Genomic DNA, 21,810 nt, shown 5'->3' with positions numbered 1-21,810 from the left:
CCACTCGATGGCTTCGTCGGCCGTCAGGTAGCGGTCGCGGTCCAGGCTGCGCTCGACGTCCTCATAGCTGCGGCCGCAATGCTCGGCGTACAGCCGGATGACGCGGTCCTTGGTGCGCTGCATTTCCTCGGCGTGGATCATGATGTCCGAGGCCTGGCCCTGGAAGCCGCCCAGCGGCTGGTGCACGTGCATGCTGGCGTTGGGCAGCGCGGCCCGTTCGCCCGGCTCGCCGGCCATCAGCAGCAGCGAGCCCATGGAGCGCGCCGTGCCCATGCACAGCGTGTGCACGGGCGACTTGATGAACTGCATGGTGTCGTACATGGCCAGGCCGCTGGTGATCACGCCGCCGGGCGAATTGATGTACAGGTGGATGGGCTTGCCGGGGTTCTCGGCCTCCAGGAACAGCAGCTGCGCGCACACCAGCGCCGAGACCGTGTCGTTGACCTCGCCGTTCAGGAACACGATGCGTTCGCGCAGCAGGCGCGAATAGATGTCGAACGACCGTTCTCCGCGGCCGGACTGTTCCACCACCATAGGGACGAGCTGCATCGCTCCGCTCATGAGCGAACTCCTTGTGTTGCTTGGGAAAGGGAGGCCGGGCGAGGCCCGGCGGCCGGCTGGGCGACCGTTCGGGCGGCCGCTAGGCGGCCATCATCAGCCAGGGGCCGCCATCGTTGGCGGCCGGCCGCAGGCGGCGCTCCAGGCGCGCGTCGGCCAGTTTGTGGATGATCCTGAGCAGCGTGCCGCCCTCGCCGTCCGGCTCGATCTGGAAGGTGACCAGGCTTTCCAGGAACGGCGGCGCGTCGTCGCGCATGCGGTAGCGGATTTCTTCCTCGTGGGTGACCGAGACGGGTTCGGGGTCGGACACCGCCACGTCGGGCAGCCACTGCTCGCGCAGCGCGGGGATGCTGACGGCGCGCCAGACCTGCGACGGGGGCGCGTCCAGCGCGTATTCGAGCACCAGCGCATCGGCCTGCTCGTCCTGCGTGTCCTGGGCGGGAGTGTCGTTCATTGGTCCATGTCCTTGAGCAAGGCCTTCAGGGCGTCCACGCGCGCCGGCCAGTAGGCGCGGTACTTCGACAGCCAGCCGGCGATCAGCGCCAGGCCGTCGGGATCGACTTCGTAGTTCACGAAGCGGCCCTGCCGCTCTTCGCGCACCAGGCCGGCCTTGCGCAGCACCGCCAGATGCTGGGACATGGCGGACTGGCTGATGTCCATGCCCACCCGCAGGGCGCTGGCGTTCATGCCGCCGGGCGCCAGCTTCTCGAAGATGGCGCGGCGGGTCGGATCGGCCAGGGCCTTGAAGATGTCGTTCTCGATCATGACATCACATTAGCATTGGCTAATGTGATTGGCAAGCGGGCTATCATGCCCAGCCTTACTTCTCCCCCTTTCGCGCATGTATCCGTACCTTTCCAAGTACGAATGGCTGGCCATGGCCGATGAGCTGTTGCGGCATCAGGCGCCCGACGTGGTGGACCTGTGCGTGCGCTTTTTCCTGGCCGAGTCGCGCGGTGTGTCCGACGGCCGGATCCGGGCGCTGCTGGCGCGCCGCTTCAAGCACTGCCAGCTGGGGCGCACCCATCGCGATCAGCTGGTGGCCTGCATCGCCCGGCGCCTGACCGAGGGCGATTTCTCGGAGCAGTTCAAGGATCAGCTGCGTCTGGCCCTGCATCTGGACCGCCAGGCCATCCTGGCCGCCGCCGCCGGCTGCGCGCATGGGCGCTCGTATGTCCGGCAGTACGCGCTGTGGGTGCTGGCGCACGCGCCGTAGACGGCTGACGGTATTGCCCGCGGCATCATCCATGGTCCGTCGCGCGTCGAGGCGGCAGCGGTGGTTCCGGGGTGACGCAGCCATAAAAAAACCGGCCCCTGGGGGCCGGTTCTTCATTGCCGTGGTCCGCGATCAGCGGCTTGCGGCGGCTTCGCTCTTGCGCTGGATGGCCCGGGTGATGGACCACTGCTGCAGGATCGACAGCGTGTTGTTCACGCACCAGTACAGCACCAGGCCGGCCGGGAAGAAGAACATCATCCCGCCGAACACCAGCGGCATGATCATCATGACCTTGGCCTGGACGGGGTCCGGGGGCGTGGGGTTCAGCTTGATCTGCAGGAACATGGTGGCCATCATGATGGCGGGCAGAATGAAGAACGGGTCGCGGATCGACAGGTCGTGCACCCACAGGATCCACGGCGCGCCGCGCATTTCCACGCTGGCCAGCAGCACCCAGTACAGCGAGATGAACACCGGGATCTGCACCACCATCGGCAGGCAGCCGCCCAGCGGGTTGATCTTCTCGGTGCGGTACATCTCCATCATGGCGGCATTGAGCTTCTGCTTGTCGTCGCCGTACTTTTCCTTCAGCGCCTGCAGGCGCGGAGCGACCTGCTTCATGCGGGCCATCGAGCGGTAGCTCGCCGAGGCCAGCGGGTAGAACAGCGCCTTGATCAGCACGGTCAGCGCGACGATGGTCCAGCCCCAGTTGCCCAGCAGCGAGTGCAGCCAGGTCATCAGCGTGAACAGCGGCTTGGCGATGATGGTCAGCCAGCCGTAGTCGACCACCAGTTCCAGGCCGGGGGCCAGCGCGGCCATGGCCTTCTGGTCCTGCGGGCCGACCCACAGGTGCGAGTCGACGCGCGACGCGGCGCCCGGGGCGATCTCGCCCACGGCTTCGATGCTGCGGGCCGCGTACAGGTTCTTCTGCACCTCGACCACTTCGTTGTTGCGCTGCTTGCCTTGCGGCGGCACCCAGGCGGTGGCGAAGTAGTGCTGGACGATGGCGATCCAGCCGTTGTCGGCCTGCTTGACGTAGCTGGCCTTCTTCTTTTCGATGTCGGCGAAGGTGACCTTCTGGAACTTGTCCTGTTCCGAGTAGACCGCGATGCCGGTGAACGTGTGATAGAAGCTGGACGTGTCGGCCGGATCGTTGCCGTCGCGCTCGAGCTGCAGGTACAGCGCGGGCTTCACGGCGGCGGCGCCGACGTTGGCCAGGTCGTGGCGCACGTCGATGTCGTAGCGGCCGCGATGCAGCGTGTAGGTCTTGGTGACCTTCAGGCCGCCGGACTCGCCTTCGAAGGCGACGACCAGGCTGTCGCCGCTGAGCTGGCGCTCGGTCGAGACCACGCGGAACGGCGTCTGGTGCGTGGGGAAGCTCTGGCCGTCGGGCGCGCCGACCACGCCGGTCTGCGCCACGTAGTTCAGGCCGGCGCTGCGGTCCAGCAGCACCGTCGGCTTGTCGGCCTGGCCGGTCGCCGGGTACTTCAGCAGCTCGGCGCGCACCAGCTGGGCGCCCATCGTGTCGAAGGTCAGGCGCAGCACGTCGGTGGTGACCACGACTTCCTCGGAACGGGCCGGGGCGGCAGCGGCCGAACCGGGCACCGCCGAGGTCGGGGCGGACGGCGTGGCATTGGCGGGCGCGTTCGGCACCGAGGGGGTGGCGTTGTTGCCGGCGGCGGCCTGTTGCTGGCCGTCGGCGGTGGCAGCCGCGGGCGCGGGCCCGCCGAACAGCGACGGCTTGCCGTTATGGATCTGCCAGTTGTTCCAAAGAAGCAACAGCGAGAAGGAAAAAATCATCCAGAGGACGGTTCGTCGGATATCCATTGGTGCCTACTGAAGTGAATACGGGCCAGCAAAGCCCGCCAGTTTAGCGTCAATCATGCCTGCTGCGGTGGCTGTGGGAGCAGCCCTCGCCGCACTTGGTTCCCTCGCCCGGCGCTTGTCGGGAGGGGGGAACCGGGTCCAGACCGCCCGGCGACCACGGATGGCAGCGCCCGATGCGCCGGGCCGCCAGCCAGAAGCCGCGCCAGGCGCCATGGCGTTCGATCGCTTCGATCGCGTACGCCGAGCAGGTGGGGGTGAAACGGCATTGCCGGCCGATCCAGGGGCTCAAGAAAAAACGATAGAACCGGATCGGGGCGATGAGCAGCGCCGCCGCCAGGCCACGGCCGCCCCGGGGGCGGGCCGCCGAACGTGGCGACGGGTCGGATTCTGGGGTGTCCGGCCCTGCCCCGCTCATCGCGCGATCCGCTCAAAGTGAGCGTCTACTTCGGCGCGAACCGTCTGTTTAAGCACGGTGAGCGTGGCGGGAGGCATCTTGCATTGCAGGCGCACGACGTAGTCTTTGGCCGGCAGCGCCAGGCGCCGATGGCGAAACGCTTCGCGGATGACCCGCTTGATGGCGTTGCGCGTGGAGGCGCGGGCGGCGAACCGCTTGGCGATGATCAGGCCCAGGCGGGCGCAGGCCTCCTGGCCGGGGGGGAGATCGTTGGGAGCGGCGCTCACAACGAAGAACGCCCCTCGGGCCAGACGCCGGCCTTTCAGCGCGGCGGCGAACTCGGAGGGGCGATGCAGCCGCGCCTCCGGGGGAAGCGTGGCGCGCGGCATGGACTGCAGGTCGGACGCTTGCGTCGGACCCGGCTGGGATTGCGAGAATTCCTGCAATGTGGCCGGTCCGGGCAAGAAGCCGGGGTTTCCGGAAAACCGGAACCCGGACTTAGACGGCCAGGCGCTTGCGGCCCTTGGCGCGGCGGGCGCTCAGGATGGCGCGGCCGGCGCGGGTCTTCATGCGCACGCGGAAACCATGGGTGCGCTTGCGACGGGTGACGGAAGGTTGGTAGGTGCGTTTCATGGACGATCCACAAAAAGAACAAAAGTCAGAAGGGACCTGCCCGGAGGGTTCCTGATCGCTGATCCACAAAGCGGGTATCTGCAAGAAGCGCGGCCGGCGGGCCGATAAGCATGCCGGCGGGGGCGCGATCTTGAGACGGGGCTTCGGGCCGGGATTTCCCCCGGGCGATATTCAGCAAGGCTCGTGTTCGAGGCCTTCTGCGAAACCTTCTGACAGACAGAATTCGGAAAAGCCCACCATTTCAGCAAGTTTTCCCTGTCTTGTCAAACAGTTAAGCGCCCGGTCAAGTGTCAGTCCGGTCCTGCCCTGTGGATAACCCATGCCCAGGCAAGGTAGAATCGAGGTTTGAATAAGAGCGACATGAAAGAATTCTGGCAGACCTGCGTCAGTCGTCTTGAGCAGGAACTCCCCCCCCAACAAATCAGCGCGTGGATACGACCGCTGGTCCCGCTTGCGTACGACGAAACGCAGGCGGTGCTGCGCGTTGCCGCGCCCAACCGCTTCAAGCTGGATTGGGTGCGGAAGAATTTCTCCCACCAGATCGAAGCGTTGGCCGCGGAGTGGTTCGAGCGGCCGGTGCAGGTGCAGTTCGAGCTGCCCAGCCATGGCGCCACGCCCCGCATGCCGGTGGCTCCGGTGCGCCCTGCCGCGACGCAGGGCGCCGCGCCCACGGGGGGCGCGCCGCCGCCCGCCGCGGCGCCGCCGCCTGCAATGGTTGCGCAGACCGTCGCCGCTTCCAACGCGGCCGCCGCTGTCAACGCCGACGCCGCCAACATCGTGTACGAGCGCTCGCGCCTGAACACCGATCTGACCTTCGAAAACTTCGTGACCGGCAAGGCCAACCAACTGGCCCGCGCCGCCGCGCTGCAGGTGGCCGAGAATCCCGGCACGTCCTACAACCCGCTGTTCCTGTACGGCGGCGTGGGCCTTGGCAAGACCCACCTGATCCACGCCATCGGCAATGCCATGGTCGCGGCCGGCACCGGGGTGCGCGTGCGCTACGTGCATGCCGACCAATACGTGTCCGACGTGGTCAAGGCCTACCAGCGCAAGGCGTTCGACGATTTCAAGCGCTACTACCATTCGCTGGACCTGCTGCTGATCGACGACATCCAGTTCTTCTCCGGCAAGAACCGCACGCAGGAAGAGTTCTTCTACGCCTTCGAGGCGATGGTGGCGCAGCGCAAGCAGATCATCATCACCAGCGACACCTATCCGAAGGAACTGTCGGGCATCGACAGCCGCCTGATCTCGCGCTTCGATTCCGGCCTGACGGTGGCGATCGAGCCGCCCGAGCTGGAAATGCGGGTGGCGATCCTGCTGCGCAAGGCCGAGTCCGAGGGCGTGCCCATGCCCGAGGAAGTGGCGTTCTTCATCGCCAAGCATCTGCGCAGCAACGTCCGCGAACTGGAAGGCGCGCTGCGCAAGGTGCTGGCGTATGCCCGCTTCCACGGCCGCGACGTGCTCACGGTGGATGTCTGCAAGGAAGCCCTGAAGGATCTGCTGTCGGTGTCCAACGGCCAGATCACGGTCGAGAACATCCAGAAGACCGTGGCGGACTTCTACAAGATCAAGGTGGCCGACATGTATTCGAAACGCCGGCCCGCCAATATCGCCTTGCCGCGCCAGGTCGCCATGTACCTGGCCAAGGAGCTGACCCAGAAAAGCCTGCCGGAAATCGGTGATCTGTTCGGTGGCCGCGACCACACCACGGTACTGCACGCCGTGCGCAAGATCTCCGATGCCCGCGCCAAGCAAGCGGAACTCAACCATACCCTGCACGTGTTGGAACAAACTCTAAAAGGATGAACATGCAACTCGTACAAACCACACGCGATGCATTGCTGAAACCGCTGTCGACTGTGGCGGGCATCGTCGAAAGACGCCATACCCTGCCCATCCTGGCGAACATCCTGATGCGCAAGGAAGGCAACAAGGTTGCCTTCATCGCCACCGACCTGGAAGTGCAGATCACCACGCATGCCGACTTCGGCGTGGGCCAGGACAACGAGTCCACCACGGTGGCGGCGCGCAAGTTGCTGGACATCCTCAAGGCCCTGCCCGACACGGGCGAGGTCAAGCTGGCGCTGGCCAGCAACAAGCTTTCCGTGCAGTCGGCCAAGAGCCGCTTCGCGTTGCAGACGCTGGCCGCCAGCGAGTTCCCCACCGTGGCCCAGCCCGAACAGTGGGACGTGTCGCTGACGCTGCCGCAGCGCACGCTGCGCCACCTGTTCAACATGGTGCACTTCGCCATGGCGCAGCAGGACATCCGCTACTACCTGAACGGCATGCTGCTGGTGTTCGAACCGGGCCGCGTGCGCGCCGTGGCCACCGACGGCCATCGCCTGGCGCACTGCTCCACCGAGGCCGACGGCATCAAGGAACGCCACGAAGTCATCGTGCCGCGCAAGACCGTGCTGGAAATGCAGCGCCTGCTGGAAGACTCCGACGAGCCCGTCTCCATCGACGTGGCGCCGGGCCAGATCCGTTTCCGCTTCGGCGATGTCGAGCTGGTGTCCAAGCTGGTCGAAGGCAAGTTCCCCGATTTCACGCGCGTGATTCCCACGAACTACTCGCGTCATTTCCTGGTCGGCCGCGAAGCGCTGCAAGGCAGCCTGCAACGCGCCGCCATCCTGACCACGGACAAGTTCAAGGGCGTGCGCCTGCAGCTGGCGCAGAACCAGATGAAGATCTCGTCCTCCAACGCCGAGCAGGAAGAGGCGCAGGAAGAAATCGACATCGACTACGGCCATGAGCCGCTGGACGTGGGCTTCAACGTCGGCTACCTGCTCGACGTGCTGTCGAACGTCAAGGTCGACAACATCCAGTGGTCGGTCATGCCCGACGCCAACGCGTCCGCGCTCATCACCCTGCCCGAAGACGACCAGTTCAAGTACGTCGTCATGCCCATGCGGATCTAATCCGCCATTACGTGGGTTTGTGCCGCCCGCGGGCCAGCGCGCCCGCCGGCGGTCCGGCCGCCAGGCCGTTCTTTAAAGCTTTATCGAAACAGACATGTCAGATCAGCAGAACACCACTCCCGAGAACAGCGGCTACGGCGCTGACTCGATCAAGATGCTCAAAGGGCTGGAGGCCGTGCGCAAGCGCCCCGGCATGTACATCGGCGACACGTCCGACGGCACCGGCTTGCACCACATGGTGTTCGAGGTCGTGGACAACGCCATCGACGAAGCCCTGGCGGGCTATTGCGACGACATCGTCGTCACGATCCACACCGACAACTCGATCTCGGTGACGGACAACGGTCGCGGCATCCCCACCGACATCCACAAGGACGACGAATTCCACCGCAGCGCGGCCGAAATCGTCATGACCGAGCTGCACGCCGGCGGCAAGTTCGACCAGAACTCGTACAAGGTCTCCGGCGGCCTGCACGGCGTGGGCGTGTCCTGCGTCAACGCGCTGTCCGAATGGCTGCGCCTGACCATCCGCCGCAACGGCGAAGTGCACCAGATGGAATTCCGCCAGGGCGAGCGCGTCGCGCCCCTGGCCGTGACCGGCACGACCGACAAGCGCGGCACCGAAGTGCGCTTCCTGGCCGACCCGATCATCTTCAACAACATCGAGTACCACTACGAGATCCTCTCCAAGCGCCTGCGCGAGCTCTCGTTCCTGAACAACGGCGTCAAGATCCGCCTGATCGACCAGCGCCAGGGCAAGGAAGAGAACTTCGCCTTCTCCGGCGGCGTGAAGGGCTTCGTCGAATACATCAACCGCAGCAAGACCGTGCTGCACCCGAACGTGTTCTCGGTCACCACCGAGTCCTCGGCCGGCGGCGTGACGGTGGGCGTGGAAGTGGCGATGCAGTGGAACGACAGCTACAGCGAAAGCGTGCTGTGCTTCACCAACAACATCCCGCAGCGCGACGGCGGCTCGCACCTGACCGGCCTGCGCGCGGCCATGACCCGCATCATCAACAAGTACATCACCGACAACGAGCTGGCCAAGAAGGCCAAGGTCGAGACGTCCGGCGACGACATGCGCGAAGGCCTGGCCTGCGTGCTGTCGGTGAAGGTGCCCGAACCCAAGTTCAGCAGCCAGACCAAGGACAAGCTGGTCTCCAGCGAAGTGCGCCCGGCCGTCGAAGAAGCCGTGGCCCGCACGCTGGAAACCTGGCTGCTGGAACACCCCAACGACGCCAAGGCGCTGTGCGCCAAGATCGTCGAGGCCGCCCGCGCCCGCGAAGCCGCGCGCAAGGCGCGCGAGATGACGCGCCGCAAGAGCGTGCTGGAAGGCGCCGGCCTGCCCGGCAAGCTGGCCGACTGCCAGGAAAAAGACCCGGCGCTGTGCGAGCTGTACATCGTCGAGGGCGACTCCGCAGGCGGCTCGGCCAAGCAGGGCCGCGACCGCAAGTTCCAGGCCATCCTGCCGCTGCGCGGCAAGGTGCTGAACGTGGAAAAGGCGCGCTTCGACCGCCTGATCGCCAGCGAGCAGATCGCCACGCTGATCACCGCGCTGGGCACCAGCATCGGCCCCGACTTCAACGTCGACAAGCTGCGCTACCACCGCCTCATCATCATGACCGACGCGGACGTCGACGGCGCGCACATCCGCACCCTGCTGCTGACGCTGCTGTACCGCCAGATGCCCGAGCTGGTGCAGCGCGGCTACGTCTACATCGCCCAGCCGCCGCTGTACAAGGTCAAGGTCGGCCGCGAAGAGCGCTACCTGAAGGATGACCAGGAAGAAGCGCAGTTCATGCTGCAGCTGGCCCTGAAGGACGCCGAGATCATCTCCGGCGGCAACATCATCCGCGGCGACGAGCTCAACGACCTGGCCCGCCAGTACGTGGCCGCCGACGGCGTGATCGCGCGCCTGTCGCGCGTGTTCGATCCGGCCGCGCTGTCGGCCATGGCCGAAGGCGTCGAGATCAACCTGGACACGGCTGAAGCCGCCGCCGACTCGGCCAAGCGCCTGGCCGGCGCGCTGCGCGACCCGGTCAGCGGCAACGGCGTGGAAATCGTGGCCGAGTTCGACGCGGCCACCGAGCGTCATCGCCTGTCGATCCAGCGCATGCACCACGGCAACGTGCGCGTCAGCATCATCGACGCGGACTTCATCAACGGCTCTGACTACGGCGTGCTGTCGCGCGCCGCCAAGAGCTTCTCCGGCAAGGTCCTGCCGCGCTCGATGGCCGCGCGCGGCGAAGGCGACAAGCGCAAGGAGCAGACCGTGTCCGACTTCCGCGAAGCCATGCTGTGGCTGCGCAGCGAAGCCGACCGCAGCATCTCCAAGCAGCGCTACAAGGGCCTGGGCGAAATGAACCCCGAGCAGCTGTGGGAAACCACCATGGACCCCAAGGTGCGCCGCCTGCTGCGCGTGCAGATCGAGGACGCCATCGCGGCCGACGAGGTCTTCACCACGCTGATGGGCGATGACGTGGAGCCGCGTCGGAACTTCATCGAGGCGCATGCCTTGTCGGCGGGGAATATCGACGTGTAAGCGTGCGGGAGCGCTTGAGAGCTGGATATTTCTCAAGCAATCCGGATGGCAAGAAATGGGCTGCGTCGCAGCCCATTTTCTTTGGCGAGGCTGGATGGCGCCGGGAGCCTGGAAGGCTTCATCACCAGGCGCGGCGGGCAAGGCTTGCGGGCGGGATGATTCGCTGCGGGCTGGCACAGCACCCTTCGGCAAGGACTCCTGGATTCGTTGCCAGTCACAATGGTATGCATCTAAAATCGAATATTAAGTAGTTTAGGATCGATTTAACGATCCTATTGTTCGTTTTTGATGCTTGGCTTAATATGTTCGTCAAATCAATCCATAAGTACTTATAGAGTGATTTAACAAGCATGAAGGTCTCTCAATCATCTGCGATTTCGCCAGAACTGGCCCGGCAGTCAGAGCAGATTGGCCAATTGCTGGCGCGTCTGCGCCAGGCCCGGCGCATCAAGCAGGCAGATGCCGCACTGCGTGCGGGGCTTTCCCGCAACACCGCCTATCGCCTTGAAAAAGGCGATCCAGGCCTGGCGTTCGGGCAGATCCTCCGATATCTGGAAGCGATCTCTCCCGGCACGACGCTTGCCGGCCTGCTGGCCGAATCCGACCCTGCGCTCAAGGCGCTCGAATCTCGCGAGGCGACGCGGCGTGTGCGCGACCTGTCCACTTCAGAGCTGGCCAAGCTCGATTTTTGAGGGAGGCGCCCATGGCCAAGGACCGGGAAGTCGTGATCTTTGCCCACCTGGATGAAAGCTGGGTGCCGTGTGGCTTGCTGACCATGACGGAGGAAGGCGCCACACTCCTTGCGTCCAGCTACGCCTACGGGACGCGGTATCTCGACCGGCCGGGCGCCGTGGAGATCGATCCCGTGAGCCTGGGCACGCATGGAGCGCCGGTCAAAGGCAAAGTTCTGTTGCCCGTGAACGATTTGACAGGCTTTGGGGGCATTCGCGATGCCGCGCCAGATTCCTGGGGGCGGCGGGTTATCGAGGCCAAGCTCAAGGCGCCGGCCAATAGCCTGCGCGAATCCGACTATCTCCTGCATGCCGGGAGCAATCGGGTGGGCGCCCTGGATGTGCGGCCGAGCAGGGATTCGGAACCCCTGGAGGGGGCGGCCGGCCGCGTGCATGACCTGGAGCGCCTCCTGGCTGCCGCCGAGCGCATCGACGAGGGGCTGCCCGTACCGTCCCATCTCGAGCAGATTTTCATCCAGGGGTCGGCGCTTGGAGGCGCGCGCCCCAAAGCCACGGTCCGCGATGGCGCTGGATATCTGACGCTGGCCAAATTCCCCACTCGGAAAGACGCATTCGACATTCCCGTCATCGAGGCGGCGACATTGCGATTGGCCAGTGCGGCGGGTTTGAATGTGCCCGCGGTCGAGACGGTCATGCTGAACACGCGACGCGTCATGATGATCCGTCGATTCGACCGATACTGGCTCGACAAAGGTGTCGCGGCGGGCATGGGGACCGATCTCACGCTTGCGCCAGCGAACGGTCGCACCGAGCGTCGGATGGCCTTCGTCAGTGGCCTGACGATGGTCGGGTGCGATGAGTTGGAGTCGAATGCCAAGGCATACGCGGATCTGGCGGAAGCGGTGCGCAAGTACTGCCATCCGTCGGTGATCCGCCAGGACAGCGAAGAGCTGTACAAGCGCATGGTGTTCAACGTTCTGGTGAACAACGATGACGATCACCTGCGCAACCACGGGTTCATCTGGGATCCTGCCCTGCCGGGATGGCGCCTGAGTCCCCTGTACGACGTGCTGCCTAGGCCGGCCATGGCGGCCGATCGCTACCTGCACCTGGGCGTCGGGCCTGAAGGGCGAAGCGCGACGATGGACAATGCCTTGGCTGGCGCGGCCCGATTCTCCATTACTCCGACACGCGCGGGGCAATTGATTGCGCAGGTCTGGGCGATTGTCCGCGAATGGCGGGTGGTCTTCGAAGGGTACGGCGTGCAGGCGCAGGACATCGAGAAAATCGCCTCTGCATTCCGGCACATCGATGTGCTGAGCACTGTTGGTACGCGCAAGCTGATCGCTTGAGTCCGGCATTGATCGGTGTGCAGGACGCGCCAGGCCGCGCGCGCGGCGCGCGGCGCCCCGCAACGGGTCGCGCCCCACCCTACCCCTGCACGTCACTCGCCCAAGGCTGCGCCGTCAACCGCTCCGACAGATACTCGATCAGCGCCTGCACCCGCGCCGGACGCCGCCTCCCCGGCGGCGTGACGATATGCAGCGCGATCGGATCGACCTGCCAGTCATCCATGGCCGTCTCCAGCGCGCCCGATTGCAGGTCTTCCCAGGCCAGGAACTCCGGCTGCAGCGCCAGCCCGCTGCCGGCGCGCAGGGCCGGCGCCAGGGCCTCGGCGTTGTTCACGTTCAGATGCACCGGCAGGGCCTGCGAGAACTCGCCGTGGGTCTCGTGGCGGAAGCGCCAGTTCGAGCCGTTGCGCGCGTACATGTATTGCAGGGCCGTGTGCTGCGCCAGGTCGCGCGGATGCTTGGGCCGGCCCGCGCGCTTGAAGTACGCGGGCGAGCCCACCAGCAGGATGCGCACCGAGCACAGGCGCCGGGCCAGCAGCGTGGAGTCGACCAGATTCGAGATGCGCAGCGCCAGGTCGAAGCGTTCGGACACCAGGTCGGCCTGCTTGTCGCTGAACTCGATCTCCAGGCCCACGTCGGGATGCGCCTGCATGAAGGGCGGCAGCATCGGCGCCAGGTGCGTGACGCCGAAGGACATGGGCGCGGACAGGCGGATCTTGCCGCGCAGGCTGGTGGATTTCTCGGTCACCTCGGCCTCGACGGCCTCGCCCTCTTCCAGGATGCGCGCGGCGCGTTCCAACGCCGCGTAGCCGGACTCGGTCAGCGACATGCTGCGCGAGGTGCGGTGGAACAGCATGGTCTTCATCTTGGTTTCCAGGCGCGTGATGGCCTTGGACACCGTGGCCTGGGACAGGGCCAGCTCGGTCGCCGCCTTGGCGAACGAGCCGGTGTCGGCGACCTTGGCGAAGATCGCCCAGCCTTCCAGATCCGGCAGCTTGTTCATGTCTGATTCTCGCAATAACAGTCGCGTCGATGATAGCGGCTGCCTATGTGACGAACAAGAAAACATCGGCCCGTGGCGGGCCAGGAAAACGTCCCTGTCATAGGGAGCATGCAAGAAATGGAAAGGATGGAATTCCACGGCGCGGATTCTCAGGCGCCGGGCCGATCCCTAATATGCCTCTACCGACAGACGACGTGCACGAGAGCTTCAAGCGGCGCTTCCGACACGATCTGACGGCGTGGGCCCAGGCGGTCCGCGCGTTGCCCCGAATTCATGCCGCTGCATTCCCTGAACGATTTCCTGAAAGAGAGACCCGCCATGTCCGCCAACAAATACCTCGAAGTCCTGACGCCGCAGAACAGCCAGATCATCTTCATCGACCAGCAGCCGCAGATGGCTTTCGGCGTGCAGTCGATCGACCGCCAGACGCTGAAGAACAATGTGGTGGGCCTGGCCAAGGCCGCCCGCACCTTCAACATCCCGACCACCATCACCACCGTGGAAACCGACGGTTTCTCGGGCAACACCTTCCCCGAACTGCTGGCCGTGTTCCCCGACAACAAGATCCTGGAACGCACTTCGATGAACTCGTGGGACGACCAGAACGTGCGCGACGCGCTGGCCGCCAACGGCCGCAAGAAGATCGTGGTGGCCGGCCTGTGGACCGAGGTCTGCAACACCACCTTCGCGCTGTGCGCCATGCTGGAAGGCGACTACGAGATCTACATGGTGGCCGACGCCTCGGGCGGCACCTCGGCAGACGCGCACAAGTACGCCATGGACCGCATGATCCAGGCCGGCGTGGTGCCGGTGACCTGGCAGCAGGTGATGCTGGAATGGCAGCGCGACTGGGCCCGCCAGGAAACCTACGACGCCGTGACCGGCATCGCCAAGGAACACTCCGGCGCCTACGGCATGGGCATCGACTACGCCGTCACCCATGTGCACAAGCTGGCCGAGCGCGTGAAGCACGGCGAACGCATCGGCCCCAACCCGGCCAAGTAAGCCCGCCTGCCGGGCCGGCGGTGGCGCTGCCACGGCCGGCCCGGCTCGGTACTTTCGGAACACGGCAGGCGGCGCGATGAACGCCCCTGGCGACCCAGGAGCATTCCATGCCGAACGGCAACACCCCTAATCCGGCAGGCAGCTTCGCGCCGCTGCGCCAGCCCGTGTTCGCCGTGCTGTGGGCGGCCACGGTGCTGGGCAACGTCGGCAGCTTCATGCGCGACGTGGCCAGCTCCTGGCTGGTGACCGACCTGTCGGCCAGCCCCACCGCCGTGGCGCTGATCCAGACCGCCGCCACCCTGCCCATCTTCCTGCTCGCCATACCGGCCGGCGTGCTGTCCGACATCCTGGACCGCCGCCGTTTCCTGATCTTCGTGCAGCTGCTGCTGGCCTCGGTCAGCGGCACGCTGCTGCTCCTGTCGTACACCGGCGCGCTGACGGTCGACTACCTGATCGCGCTGACCTTCGTCGGCGGCATCGGCGCGGCGCTGATGGGGCCGACCTGGCAATCGATCGTGCCCGAATTGGTGCCGCGCACGGAGCTCAAGGGCGCGGTCGCGCTCAATTCACTGGGCATCAATATCGCGCGCGCCATCGGCCCGGCCGCCGGCGGCCTGATCCTGGCCAGCTTCGGCGCGGCCGTGACCTATGGCATGGACGTGCTCAGCTATGTGTTCGTGATCGCCGCCTTGTTGTGGTGGAAGCGCCCCGCCGCCGCCGACAGCACGCTGTCGGAGAACTTCCTGGGCGCGTTCCGCGCCGGCCTGCGCTATACGCGGGCCAGCAAGGAGCTGCACCGCGTGCTGCTGCGCGCCGCCGTGTTCTTCCTGTTCGCCAGCGCCGTGTGGGCCTTGCTGCCGCTGGTGGCGCGCCAGATGCTGGGCGGCTCCTCGGGCTTTTACGGCGTGCTGCTGGGCGCCGTGGGCGCGGGGGCGATCCTGGGCGCGCTGCTGCTGCCGCGCCTGGGCAAGCTGGATGCGGACGGCCTGGTGCTGCTGGCGTCCGTGGCCAGCGCGGCCGTGATGGCGGCGCTGGTGTTCGCGCCGCCGAAGTGGCTGGCCGTGCTGCTGCTGGTGGTGCTGGGCATGGGCTGGATCACGGCGCTGACGACGTTCAACAGCGTGGCCCAGGCCATCCTGCCCAACTGGGTGCGCGGCCGCGGGCTGGCGGTGTACCTGACCGTGTTCAACGGCGCCATGGCGGCCGGCAGCCTGGGCTGGGGCCTGGTGGCGCGCGAAATCGGCGTGCCCTACGCGCTGGCGGCCAGCGCCGCCGGCCTGGTCCTGGTCGCGCTGCTGTTCCACCGCGTCCGCCTGCCGGTGGGCGAGGCCGACTTGCAGGCGTCGAACCATTGGCCCGAGCCGCTCGTCGCCGAGCCGGTGGCGCACGATCGCGGCCCGGTGCTGGTGCAGGTGGAATACCGCATCCGCCAGGCCGACCGTCCCGCCTTCCTGGCCGCCATGAAGCGCCTGTCGCAGGAGCGCCTGCGCGACGGCGCCTATGCCTGGGGCGTGGTCGAGCATACCGGCGACGCGGAGCGGGTGGTCGAATGGTTCTTCGTGGAATCCTGGGCCGAGCACCTGCGCCAGCACCATCGCGTATCCCATGCCGACGCCGACCTGCAGGCCGAAGCGCTGCGCTTTCATGTCGGGCCGGACAAGCCCGAGGTGCATCACTTCCTGGCCTTGAAGCACTGACGCCACGGCGCTGAACCGGCGGCAAGGCATAGGCAGCAGCTACCGGCTTGGCGCATCGAATCCGCACTCTTCCGACATCCAGAGGCCCTCTCATGATCGAACGCCGTCCCCTCGCCAGCCTGGGCCATGCCCATCGCGGCTGGTTCGACGTGAAGCATCATTTCTCGTTCGCCGGCTACCAGGACCCCGCGCGCATGCGCTGGGGCGCGCTGCGCGCCTGGAACGACGAGACCCTCGCGCCGGGCTCGGGCTTTCCGCCGCTGCTGCATACGGATGTGGAGATCATCACCTGCGTGCGCCTGGGCGCGCTCACGCATGAGGACGACCTGGGCAACCGCGGCCACACGCGGGCCGGCGACGTGCAGGTCATGAGCGCGGGCAGCGGCCTGACCCATGCCGAGTTCAACATGGAAGGCGGTCCGGCCCGCGCGTTCCAGATCTGGATCGAGCCGGACCGGCGCGGCGCGCCGCCCAGCTGGGGCAGGAAGACCTTTGCCCGCGACGCCTGCCACGGCCATTTCCTGACGCTGGCCAGCGGCATCGCCGGCGACGAGGACGCGCTGCCGATCCGCAGCGACGCCAGGCTGCTGGCCGTCGCGCTCAAGGCGGGCGAGGCGGCCACCTATCGGTTCGCCAGCGGTTCGCGGCGCGGTTATCTGGTCGCGTCCAAGGGCCGGCTGACCGTCAACGACGTGCCGCTCGAAGACGGCGACGGCGCCGCCATCCGCGACGAAACCACGCTGCGCATCACGGCGCTGGATGATGTTGAAGCCCTGCTGGCGGACACGCTGGCATGAACCACAATTGAATGGACGACATTCCAAATGAAGATCTATCTGCTATCCCTGGGCGCCGGGCTGCTGGTCGGCGTGGTCTACAGCCTGTTGCAGGTCCGCTCGCCCGCGCCGCCGCTGGTGGCGCTGATCGGCCTGCTGGGCATCCTGGTGGGCGAACAGCTGATTCCGGTGGGCAAGCAGATGCTCAACGGCTCGGCCTTCGCCGCCGCCTGCGACAAGGAAAAGACCGTGAGCCATCTGTTCGGGCAACTGCCTGGCCGGCAGGCCCAGCCCCAACGCCAGGACAAGAACACCGACCAGGGCTGAGCCTGCGCGCCCCTGCCCGATTCCAAGGAGAAACCGCCATGACCACCGCCACGCCGGACGTCATCTTCCACAACGGTCGCATCACCACGCTGGACCGTTCCCGGCCGCAGGCCAGCGCCGTCGCCGTCAAGGACGGCCGTTTCGTCGCGGTCGGCGACGATGCCGAGGTGCTGGCGCTGGCCGGCGCCGGCACGCGGCGCGTCGACCTGAAGCGCCGCGCCGTCCTGCCCGGCCTGTACGACAACCACACGCACGTGGTGCGCGGCGGCCTGAACTACAACATGGAGCTGCGCTGGGACGGCGTGCGCTCGCTGGCCGACGCCATGGCCATGCTCAAGCGCCAGGTCGCCATCACGCCCGCGCCGCAGTGGGTGCGCGTGGTGGGCGGCTTCACCGAGCACCAGTTCGCCGAGAAACGCCTGCCCACCATCGAGGAACTCAACGCCGTCGCGCCCGACACGCCGGTGTTCATCCTGCACCTGTACGACCGCGCCTTGCTCAACGGCGCGGCGCTGCGCGCGGTGGGCTACAACAAGACCACGCCCAATCCGCCGGGCGGCGAGATCCTGCGCGACGCGCAGGGCAACCCCACCGGGCTGCTGCTGGCCAAGCCCAACGCCACCATCCTGTACGCCACGCTGGCAAAAGGCCCGAAGCTGCCCTTCGACTATCAGCTCAATTCCACGCGCCATTTCATGCGCGAATTGAACCGGCTGGGCGTGACCGGCGTGATCGACGCCGGCGGCGGCTTCCAGAACTATCCCGACGACTACGCCGTGATCCAGCGGCTGGCCGACGACAACCAGATGACCGTGCGCCTGGCCTACAACCTGTTCACGCAGAAGCCCAAGCAGGAGAAGGAAGACTTCCTCAACTGGACCGCCAGCGTGAAGTACAAGCAGGGCACCGACTACTTCCGCCACAACGGCGCCGGCGAGATGCTGGTGTTCTCGGCCGCCGACTTCGAGGACTTCCGCGTCGAGCGGCCGGACATGCCGCCGGAAATGGAAGGCGAGCTGGAGGAAGTGGTGCGCGTGCTGGCGCAGAACCGCTGGCCCTGGCGCCTGCATGCCACCTATGACGAGACCATCACGCGCGCGCTGGACGTCTTCGAGAAAGTCCATCGCGACACGCCGCTGACCGGCCTGAACTGGTTCTTCGACCACGCCGAGACCATCTCCGACAAATCCATCGATCGCATCGCCGCGCTGGGCGGCGGCATCGCCGTGCAGCACCGCATGGCCTACCAGGGCGAATACTTCATCGAGCGCTACGGCGCGGCGGCGGCCGAGGCCACGCCGCCCGTCGCCAAGATGCTGGCGCGCGGCGTGAAGGTGTCGGCCGGCACCGACGCCACCCGCGTCGCGTCCTACAACCCCTGGGTGTCCCTGTCCTGGATGGTCACCGGCAAGACCGTGGGCGGCACGCGCCTCTATCCCGCGCGCAACTGCCTGGACCGCGAGACCGCGCTGCGCATGTGGACCGAGAACGTGGCCTGGTTCTCCAACGAGGAAGGCAAGCGCGGCCGTATCGAGCCGGGCCAGCTGGCCGATTTCATCGTGCCGGACAAGGACTATTTCAGCTGCGCCGAGGACGAGATCTCGTTCCTGACCTCGGACCTGACCGTGGTCGGCGGCCGCGTGGTCTACGGCGCCGGCGAGTTCGGTCCGCTGGACGACAACCCGCTGCCGCCCGCCATGCCGGACTGGTCGCCCACGCGCCTGTTCGGCGGCTACGCCGCCTGGGGCGACCCGGATGGCGCCGGCCGCAATTCGCTGGGCTACCGCAATATGGCGGCCTGCGGCTGCGCCAGCGCCTGCGGCGTGCATGGACATGAGCATGCGCGCGCCTGGGGGGCGCAGGCGCCCAGCTCGGATCTGTCGGGCTTCTTCGGCGCGCTGGGCTGCTCGTGCTGGGCCGTGTGAGGGGCGCCGACATGAACACCTTGCTTGCATGGGAACGGCGGCTTGCGGGCGCGGCGCGGCCGCTGTTCGGTTCGCCCGCGATCCGCTTCCTGGCCTATCTGGGGCTGTGCGCCGCCTATCTGCAGGGCGGCCTGGCGAAGCTGGCGGATTTTCCCGGCGCCTTGCGCGAGATGGCGCATTTCGGCCTGTCGCCGGCGCCGGTGTACGCCGTGCTGGTGATCGCGCTGGAGCTGATTGCGTCCGTCATGATCCTGACGGGCCGGCTGCGCTGGCTGGGCGCGGTGGCACTGGCCTTCTTCACGCTCGCGGCGACCGGCATGGCGCTGCGCTTCTGGGAATTGCCCATCGGGCAGGAGCGTTTCATGGCGGCCAATTCCTTCTTCGAGCATCTAGGGCTCGCGGGCGGCTTTCTGCTGGTGGCGTGGCTGGATTTGAAGGAGCATGGGGGCGCCGGCGCGGAACGATGAGGGGTGCCGGAGCGCATCGGCATGGTGCGCTCCGCTCATGCCGCGTGCTCAGGAAACTGCCAGCGCAGGGTTCTTACAATGGGCAGCCGTTCGATAGACGCATGCCATGCCCATGAACCTCGACACGCTAGGCCCGCGCATCTGCATCCTCGGCCCCTCCAACAGCGGCAAATCCACGCTGGCCAATGCCATCGCGGCGAAACAGGGCCTGCAGCCTATCCACCTCGACCGTCTCTACCATCTGCCGCATACCGACTGGCAGCCGCGTCCCGCCGAGGAATTCCTGGCGCTGCACGACGCCGCCATCGCCGGCGAGCGCTGGGTGATGGACGGCAACTATTCCTCTTGTCTGCCGCAACGCCTGGCGCGTGCGACGGGTCTGATCCTGCTGGACCTGTCCACGCCCTTGAGCCTGTGGCGCTACGCGCGCCGGACCTGGTTCGAACGGGATCGGCGCGGCGCGCTCGACGGCGGTCGCGACAGCGTGAAGTGGTCGATGATCCGTCACATCGCGGTGGCGACGCCGCCCAACCGCAAGCGCTATGCGCAGCTATACGCGCGCTGTGAATTGCCGAAAGTGCTGTGTCCGTCGGCGCGCGCGCTGGCGCGCCGCTACCGGGAATGGGGGCTGGCGCGCTAGCGCGGGCCGGCCCGCGCGCGCAGGCGCGCCACGGGATCTATCCCCGGCTGGAGATCGCGCGTCCCGCCGCCATGAGCAGCGCGGAAATGCGCCGTTCGTCCTCGGGGGCGTGCCAGCGCGCGCGCGACACCGCGACGTTGATGGCGCCGCGCGGGCGGCCATCGGCGCCCAGCACGGCGACGGCGGTGGCGATGTCGCCCAGGTACATCTCGTCCTCGGTGTGCGCGTAGCCCTGCTGGCGAAAGCGCGCCAGCCGTTCCATGATCTGGTCCGGATCGGTCTGGGTGTACTGGGTGTACGTAATCCGGTTGGACCGCGACAGCACCGCGCGGGCTTCGTCCTCGGGCAAGGCGCTCAGGATGGCCAGGCCGGACGAGGTGCAGTAGGCCGGCAGCCGCGTGCCGACGATGACCTCGGGCGTCAGCACGTGGCGGCTGACGAAGCGCTGCACGAACACGATCTCGGTGTCGTCCAGCAGGGTCAGGTTGACGGTTTCCTCGGTCTCGGCCGCCAGCTGCTGCAGGAACGGCGTGGCCAGCCCCACGAGTTCGTTGGCGCCGATGAACTGGTAGGCGAAATCCAGCATGCGCGGCGACAGCTCGTACAGCTTGGTGGCGGGATCGCGGCGCAGCAGGCCCAACTGGCCGAGCGTGTGCGTGAAGCGCTGGGCGGCGCTCATGTCCAGGTCCGCGAGGCTGGCGATCTGCGTCATCGACAGTTCGCGCCGCTTGGCGTTGAACACGCCCAGCACGCGCATGGCCTTTTCCACCGAGTTCACGAACAGCGTGGATTCCTCGTTGGCGGCGTGTTCCTTGCCCGCCTTGCCCCGCCCTGCCTTGCCGTCCGGATCGGCTGCCGGCCTGCCGCGCGCTTTCTTCGTCGGGGTGATAGGGTTCATGGCGTTTGTATGGCTGTTGCTACTGCATGGCGATAAGCCGTGAGTGTAATACGGCGATTCCACGGGCTTTCGCGCATGCGGCACGCGCCGCCGGCGCTCAGTTTGTCGCGTCGCGACCCGGCGCGGCGTGGCCCCGGGCCTGGAAGAAGGCTTCCATCATGCGTGCCGGTTCGCCGCTGGCATAGGATTCCTTGTGCAGCCGGATCGCCGCTTCCATGGTGTCCTCGAACGAGGCCTGGGACATCTCGCGGAAGCGCTGCTTGTTCAGGCGCAGCGCCACCGGCGGCTTGGCGGCGAGTTCGCGGGCGACCTCCAGCGCGCGCGGCAGCACCTGGGCGGCGTCCACCAGGTGATGGATCAGGCCCAGGCGGCAGGCTTCCTCTGCGTCCATGAGCCGGCCGGTCAGCGTCAGTTCGATGGTGCGGGACATGCCCAGCATCAGGTTCATGATCCATGGCCCCGTCACGCTGGCGATGCCGGCATTGATTTCCGGCTGGCCCATGCGCACGCCGGGATGGCCGACCCGCACGTCGCCCAGCAGCGCGACCTGGAACGCCGAGCCCGCCGCCGTGCCGTTCAGGGCCATCACCAGCGGCTTGGTCAGGCCGCGCAGCACCGAATAGAAGTGTTCCCAGGAACGGATCCAGGTCGCGCTGGAGGCCACGTCGAAGCCGTGCGCTTCCTCCAGGTCCTGGCCGGCCGAGAAGGCGCGCTCGCCCGCGCCGGTCATGACCATCGCCCGGATGCCGGCGTCGGCGTCGAACGCTTGCAGGGTGGCGATGATCTCGTCGCGCATGGCGCCGTGCCAGGCGTTCAGCTTATGCGGGCGGTTCAGCCGGATCAGGCCCACGCCACCTTCGTGGCGCTCGACTTCGATGAATTTCGTTGCGGATGCCATGATTTTATCTCTATAAAATAGTTGATAAGCAAAATCCAA

The 21,810-nt window shown here is 66.7% G+C and carries 23 protein-coding genes; 13 read left to right on the top strand and 10 right to left on the bottom strand.

The window, feature by feature from the left end:
* The 3 genes from KDH83_RS09055 to KDH83_RS09045 all read right to left on the bottom strand — a co-directional run.
* The coding region (locus tag KDH83_RS09055; RefSeq protein WP_283093809.1) for an ATP-dependent Clp protease proteolytic subunit at positions 1-561 on the bottom strand (561 nt) is incomplete at its 3' end.
* A 79-nt stretch (positions 562-640) separates the two neighbouring features.
* Entirely contained in the window at positions 641-1,012 is a 372-nt protein-coding gene (locus KDH83_RS09050) for an SRPBCC domain-containing protein (protein ID WP_212314597.1), read from the bottom strand.
* Positions 1,009-1,323, bottom strand: a complete 315-nt coding sequence (locus KDH83_RS09045) for a metalloregulator ArsR/SmtB family transcription factor (RefSeq protein ID WP_103271812.1) — start codon at positions 1,321-1,323, stop codon at positions 1,009-1,011. Before KDH83_RS09045 ends, KDH83_RS09050 begins: the two co-directional genes overlap by 4 nt.
* 76 nt (positions 1,324-1,399) lie before the next feature.
* Here KDH83_RS09045 and KDH83_RS09040 point away from each other — a divergent pair, with 76 nt between their 5' ends.
* A complete protein-coding gene (locus KDH83_RS09040; RefSeq protein WP_212314595.1) occupies positions 1,400-1,774 on the top strand; it encodes a hypothetical protein in 375 nt (124 codons plus the stop codon).
* Positions 1,775-1,906: 132 nt separating this feature from the next.
* On the opposite strand, the gene yidC is transcribed toward KDH83_RS09040, so the two are convergent.
* The 4 genes from yidC to rpmH form a co-directional block, all read right to left on the bottom strand.
* Complete coding sequence (gene yidC, locus KDH83_RS09035; RefSeq protein ID WP_212314593.1) at positions 1,907-3,601, bottom strand: membrane protein insertase YidC; 1,695 nt, start codon at positions 3,599-3,601, stop codon at positions 1,907-1,909.
* Between the two features lie 49 nt (positions 3,602-3,650).
* On the bottom strand, positions 3,651-3,938 hold the full coding sequence (yidD, locus tag KDH83_RS09030) for a membrane protein insertion efficiency factor YidD (RefSeq protein ID WP_212314606.1): 288 nt from the start codon (positions 3,936-3,938) through the stop codon (positions 3,651-3,653).
* 74 nt (positions 3,939-4,012) lie between these two features.
* On the bottom strand, positions 4,013-4,384 hold the full coding sequence (locus KDH83_RS09025; RefSeq protein WP_103276256.1) for a ribonuclease P protein component: 372 nt from the start codon (positions 4,382-4,384) through the stop codon (positions 4,013-4,015).
* A gap of 109 nt (positions 4,385-4,493) precedes the next feature.
* On the bottom strand, positions 4,494-4,628 hold the full coding sequence (gene rpmH, locus KDH83_RS09020) for a 50S ribosomal protein L34 (protein ID WP_006228069.1): 135 nt from the start codon (positions 4,626-4,628) through the stop codon (positions 4,494-4,496).
* Positions 4,629-4,988: 360 nt separating this feature from the next.
* Between rpmH and dnaA the strand changes: the two genes are divergently transcribed.
* The 5 genes from dnaA to KDH83_RS08995 all read left to right on the top strand — a co-directional run bounded on the left by dnaA (position 4,989) and on the right by KDH83_RS08995 (position 12,135).
* Positions 4,989-6,437 carry a chromosomal replication initiator protein DnaA gene (gene dnaA / locus KDH83_RS09015; RefSeq protein WP_212314591.1) on the top strand — a complete coding sequence of 483 codons (1,449 nt, stop codon included), beginning with the start codon at positions 4,989-4,991 and terminating at the stop codon, positions 6,435-6,437.
* Positions 6,438-6,439: 2 nt separating this feature from the next.
* Positions 6,440-7,549 carry a DNA polymerase III subunit beta gene (gene dnaN / locus KDH83_RS09010; RefSeq protein WP_199770955.1) on the top strand — a complete coding sequence of 370 codons (1,110 nt, stop codon included), beginning with the start codon at positions 6,440-6,442 and terminating at the stop codon, positions 7,547-7,549.
* Positions 7,550-7,643: 94 nt separating this feature from the next.
* On the top strand, positions 7,644-10,091 hold the full coding sequence (gyrB, locus tag KDH83_RS09005; RefSeq protein WP_212314589.1) for a DNA topoisomerase (ATP-hydrolyzing) subunit B: 2,448 nt from the start codon (positions 7,644-7,646) through the stop codon (positions 10,089-10,091).
* 350 nt (positions 10,092-10,441) lie between these two features.
* On the top strand, positions 10,442-10,783 hold the full coding sequence (locus tag KDH83_RS09000; protein ID WP_212314587.1) for a helix-turn-helix domain-containing protein: 342 nt from the start codon (positions 10,442-10,444) through the stop codon (positions 10,781-10,783).
* An 11-nt stretch (positions 10,784-10,794) separates the two neighbouring features.
* On the top strand, positions 10,795-12,135 hold the full coding sequence (locus tag KDH83_RS08995) for a HipA domain-containing protein (protein WP_212314585.1): 1,341 nt from the start codon (positions 10,795-10,797) through the stop codon (positions 12,133-12,135).
* A 79-nt stretch (positions 12,136-12,214) separates the two neighbouring features.
* On the opposite strand, the gene KDH83_RS08990 is transcribed toward KDH83_RS08995, so the two are convergent.
* The gene (locus tag KDH83_RS08990; protein ID WP_212314583.1) at positions 12,215-13,138 is read right to left on the bottom strand and encodes a LysR family transcriptional regulator; all 924 of its coding nucleotides are present in this window, start codon (positions 13,136-13,138) and stop codon (positions 12,215-12,217) included.
* Between the two features lie 318 nt (positions 13,139-13,456).
* Between KDH83_RS08990 and KDH83_RS08985 the strand changes: the two genes are divergently transcribed.
* The 7 genes from KDH83_RS08985 to KDH83_RS08955 all read left to right on the top strand — a co-directional run bounded on the left by KDH83_RS08985 (position 13,457) and on the right by KDH83_RS08955 (position 19,975).
* Positions 13,457-14,143, top strand: coding sequence for a hydrolase (locus KDH83_RS08985; RefSeq protein WP_212314581.1), 687 nt, complete (start codon positions 13,457-13,459; stop codon positions 14,141-14,143).
* 107 nt (positions 14,144-14,250) lie between these two features.
* Positions 14,251-15,840 carry an MFS transporter gene (locus KDH83_RS08980; RefSeq protein WP_212314580.1) on the top strand — a complete coding sequence of 530 codons (1,590 nt, stop codon included), beginning with the start codon at positions 14,251-14,253 and terminating at the stop codon, positions 15,838-15,840.
* A gap of 92 nt (positions 15,841-15,932) precedes the next feature.
* Positions 15,933-16,637, top strand: coding sequence for a pirin family protein (locus tag KDH83_RS08975; RefSeq protein WP_212314578.1), 705 nt, complete (start codon positions 15,933-15,935; stop codon positions 16,635-16,637).
* Positions 16,638-16,664: 27 nt separating this feature from the next.
* Positions 16,665-16,943, top strand: coding sequence for a XapX domain-containing protein (locus KDH83_RS08970; RefSeq protein ID WP_212314576.1), 279 nt, complete (start codon positions 16,665-16,667; stop codon positions 16,941-16,943).
* 38 nt (positions 16,944-16,981) lie between these two features.
* A complete protein-coding gene (locus tag KDH83_RS08965) occupies positions 16,982-18,868 on the top strand; it encodes an amidohydrolase (protein ID WP_212314574.1) in 1,887 nt (628 codons plus the stop codon).
* 11 nt (positions 18,869-18,879) lie between these two features.
* Positions 18,880-19,335 (top strand): DoxX family protein, encoded by a 456-nt coding sequence (locus tag KDH83_RS08960; RefSeq protein WP_212314572.1) that lies wholly within the window; start codon positions 18,880-18,882, stop codon positions 19,333-19,335.
* A gap of 106 nt (positions 19,336-19,441) precedes the next feature.
* Positions 19,442-19,975 carry an AAA family ATPase gene (locus KDH83_RS08955; RefSeq protein WP_249204958.1) on the top strand — a complete coding sequence of 178 codons (534 nt, stop codon included), beginning with the start codon at positions 19,442-19,444 and terminating at the stop codon, positions 19,973-19,975.
* Positions 19,976-20,012: 37 nt separating this feature from the next.
* Here the strand turns inward: KDH83_RS08955 and KDH83_RS08950 are convergent, their stop codons facing one another.
* Positions 20,013-20,873 (bottom strand): IclR family transcriptional regulator, encoded by an 861-nt coding sequence (locus KDH83_RS08950; RefSeq protein ID WP_103271831.1) that lies wholly within the window; start codon positions 20,871-20,873, stop codon positions 20,013-20,015.
* Between the two features lie 97 nt (positions 20,874-20,970).
* Positions 20,971-21,771 (bottom strand): enoyl-CoA hydratase/isomerase family protein, encoded by an 801-nt coding sequence (locus KDH83_RS08945; RefSeq protein WP_212314570.1) that lies wholly within the window; start codon positions 21,769-21,771, stop codon positions 20,971-20,973.
* Between the last annotated feature and the right edge of the window lie 39 nt (positions 21,772-21,810).

It is taken from the genome of Achromobacter sp. Marseille-Q0513 (genome assembly GCF_018195695.1).
Classification (GTDB): domain Bacteria; phylum Pseudomonadota; class Gammaproteobacteria; order Burkholderiales; family Burkholderiaceae_B; genus Achromobacter.
This window is presented reverse-complemented; position numbering and strand designations above follow the sequence as displayed.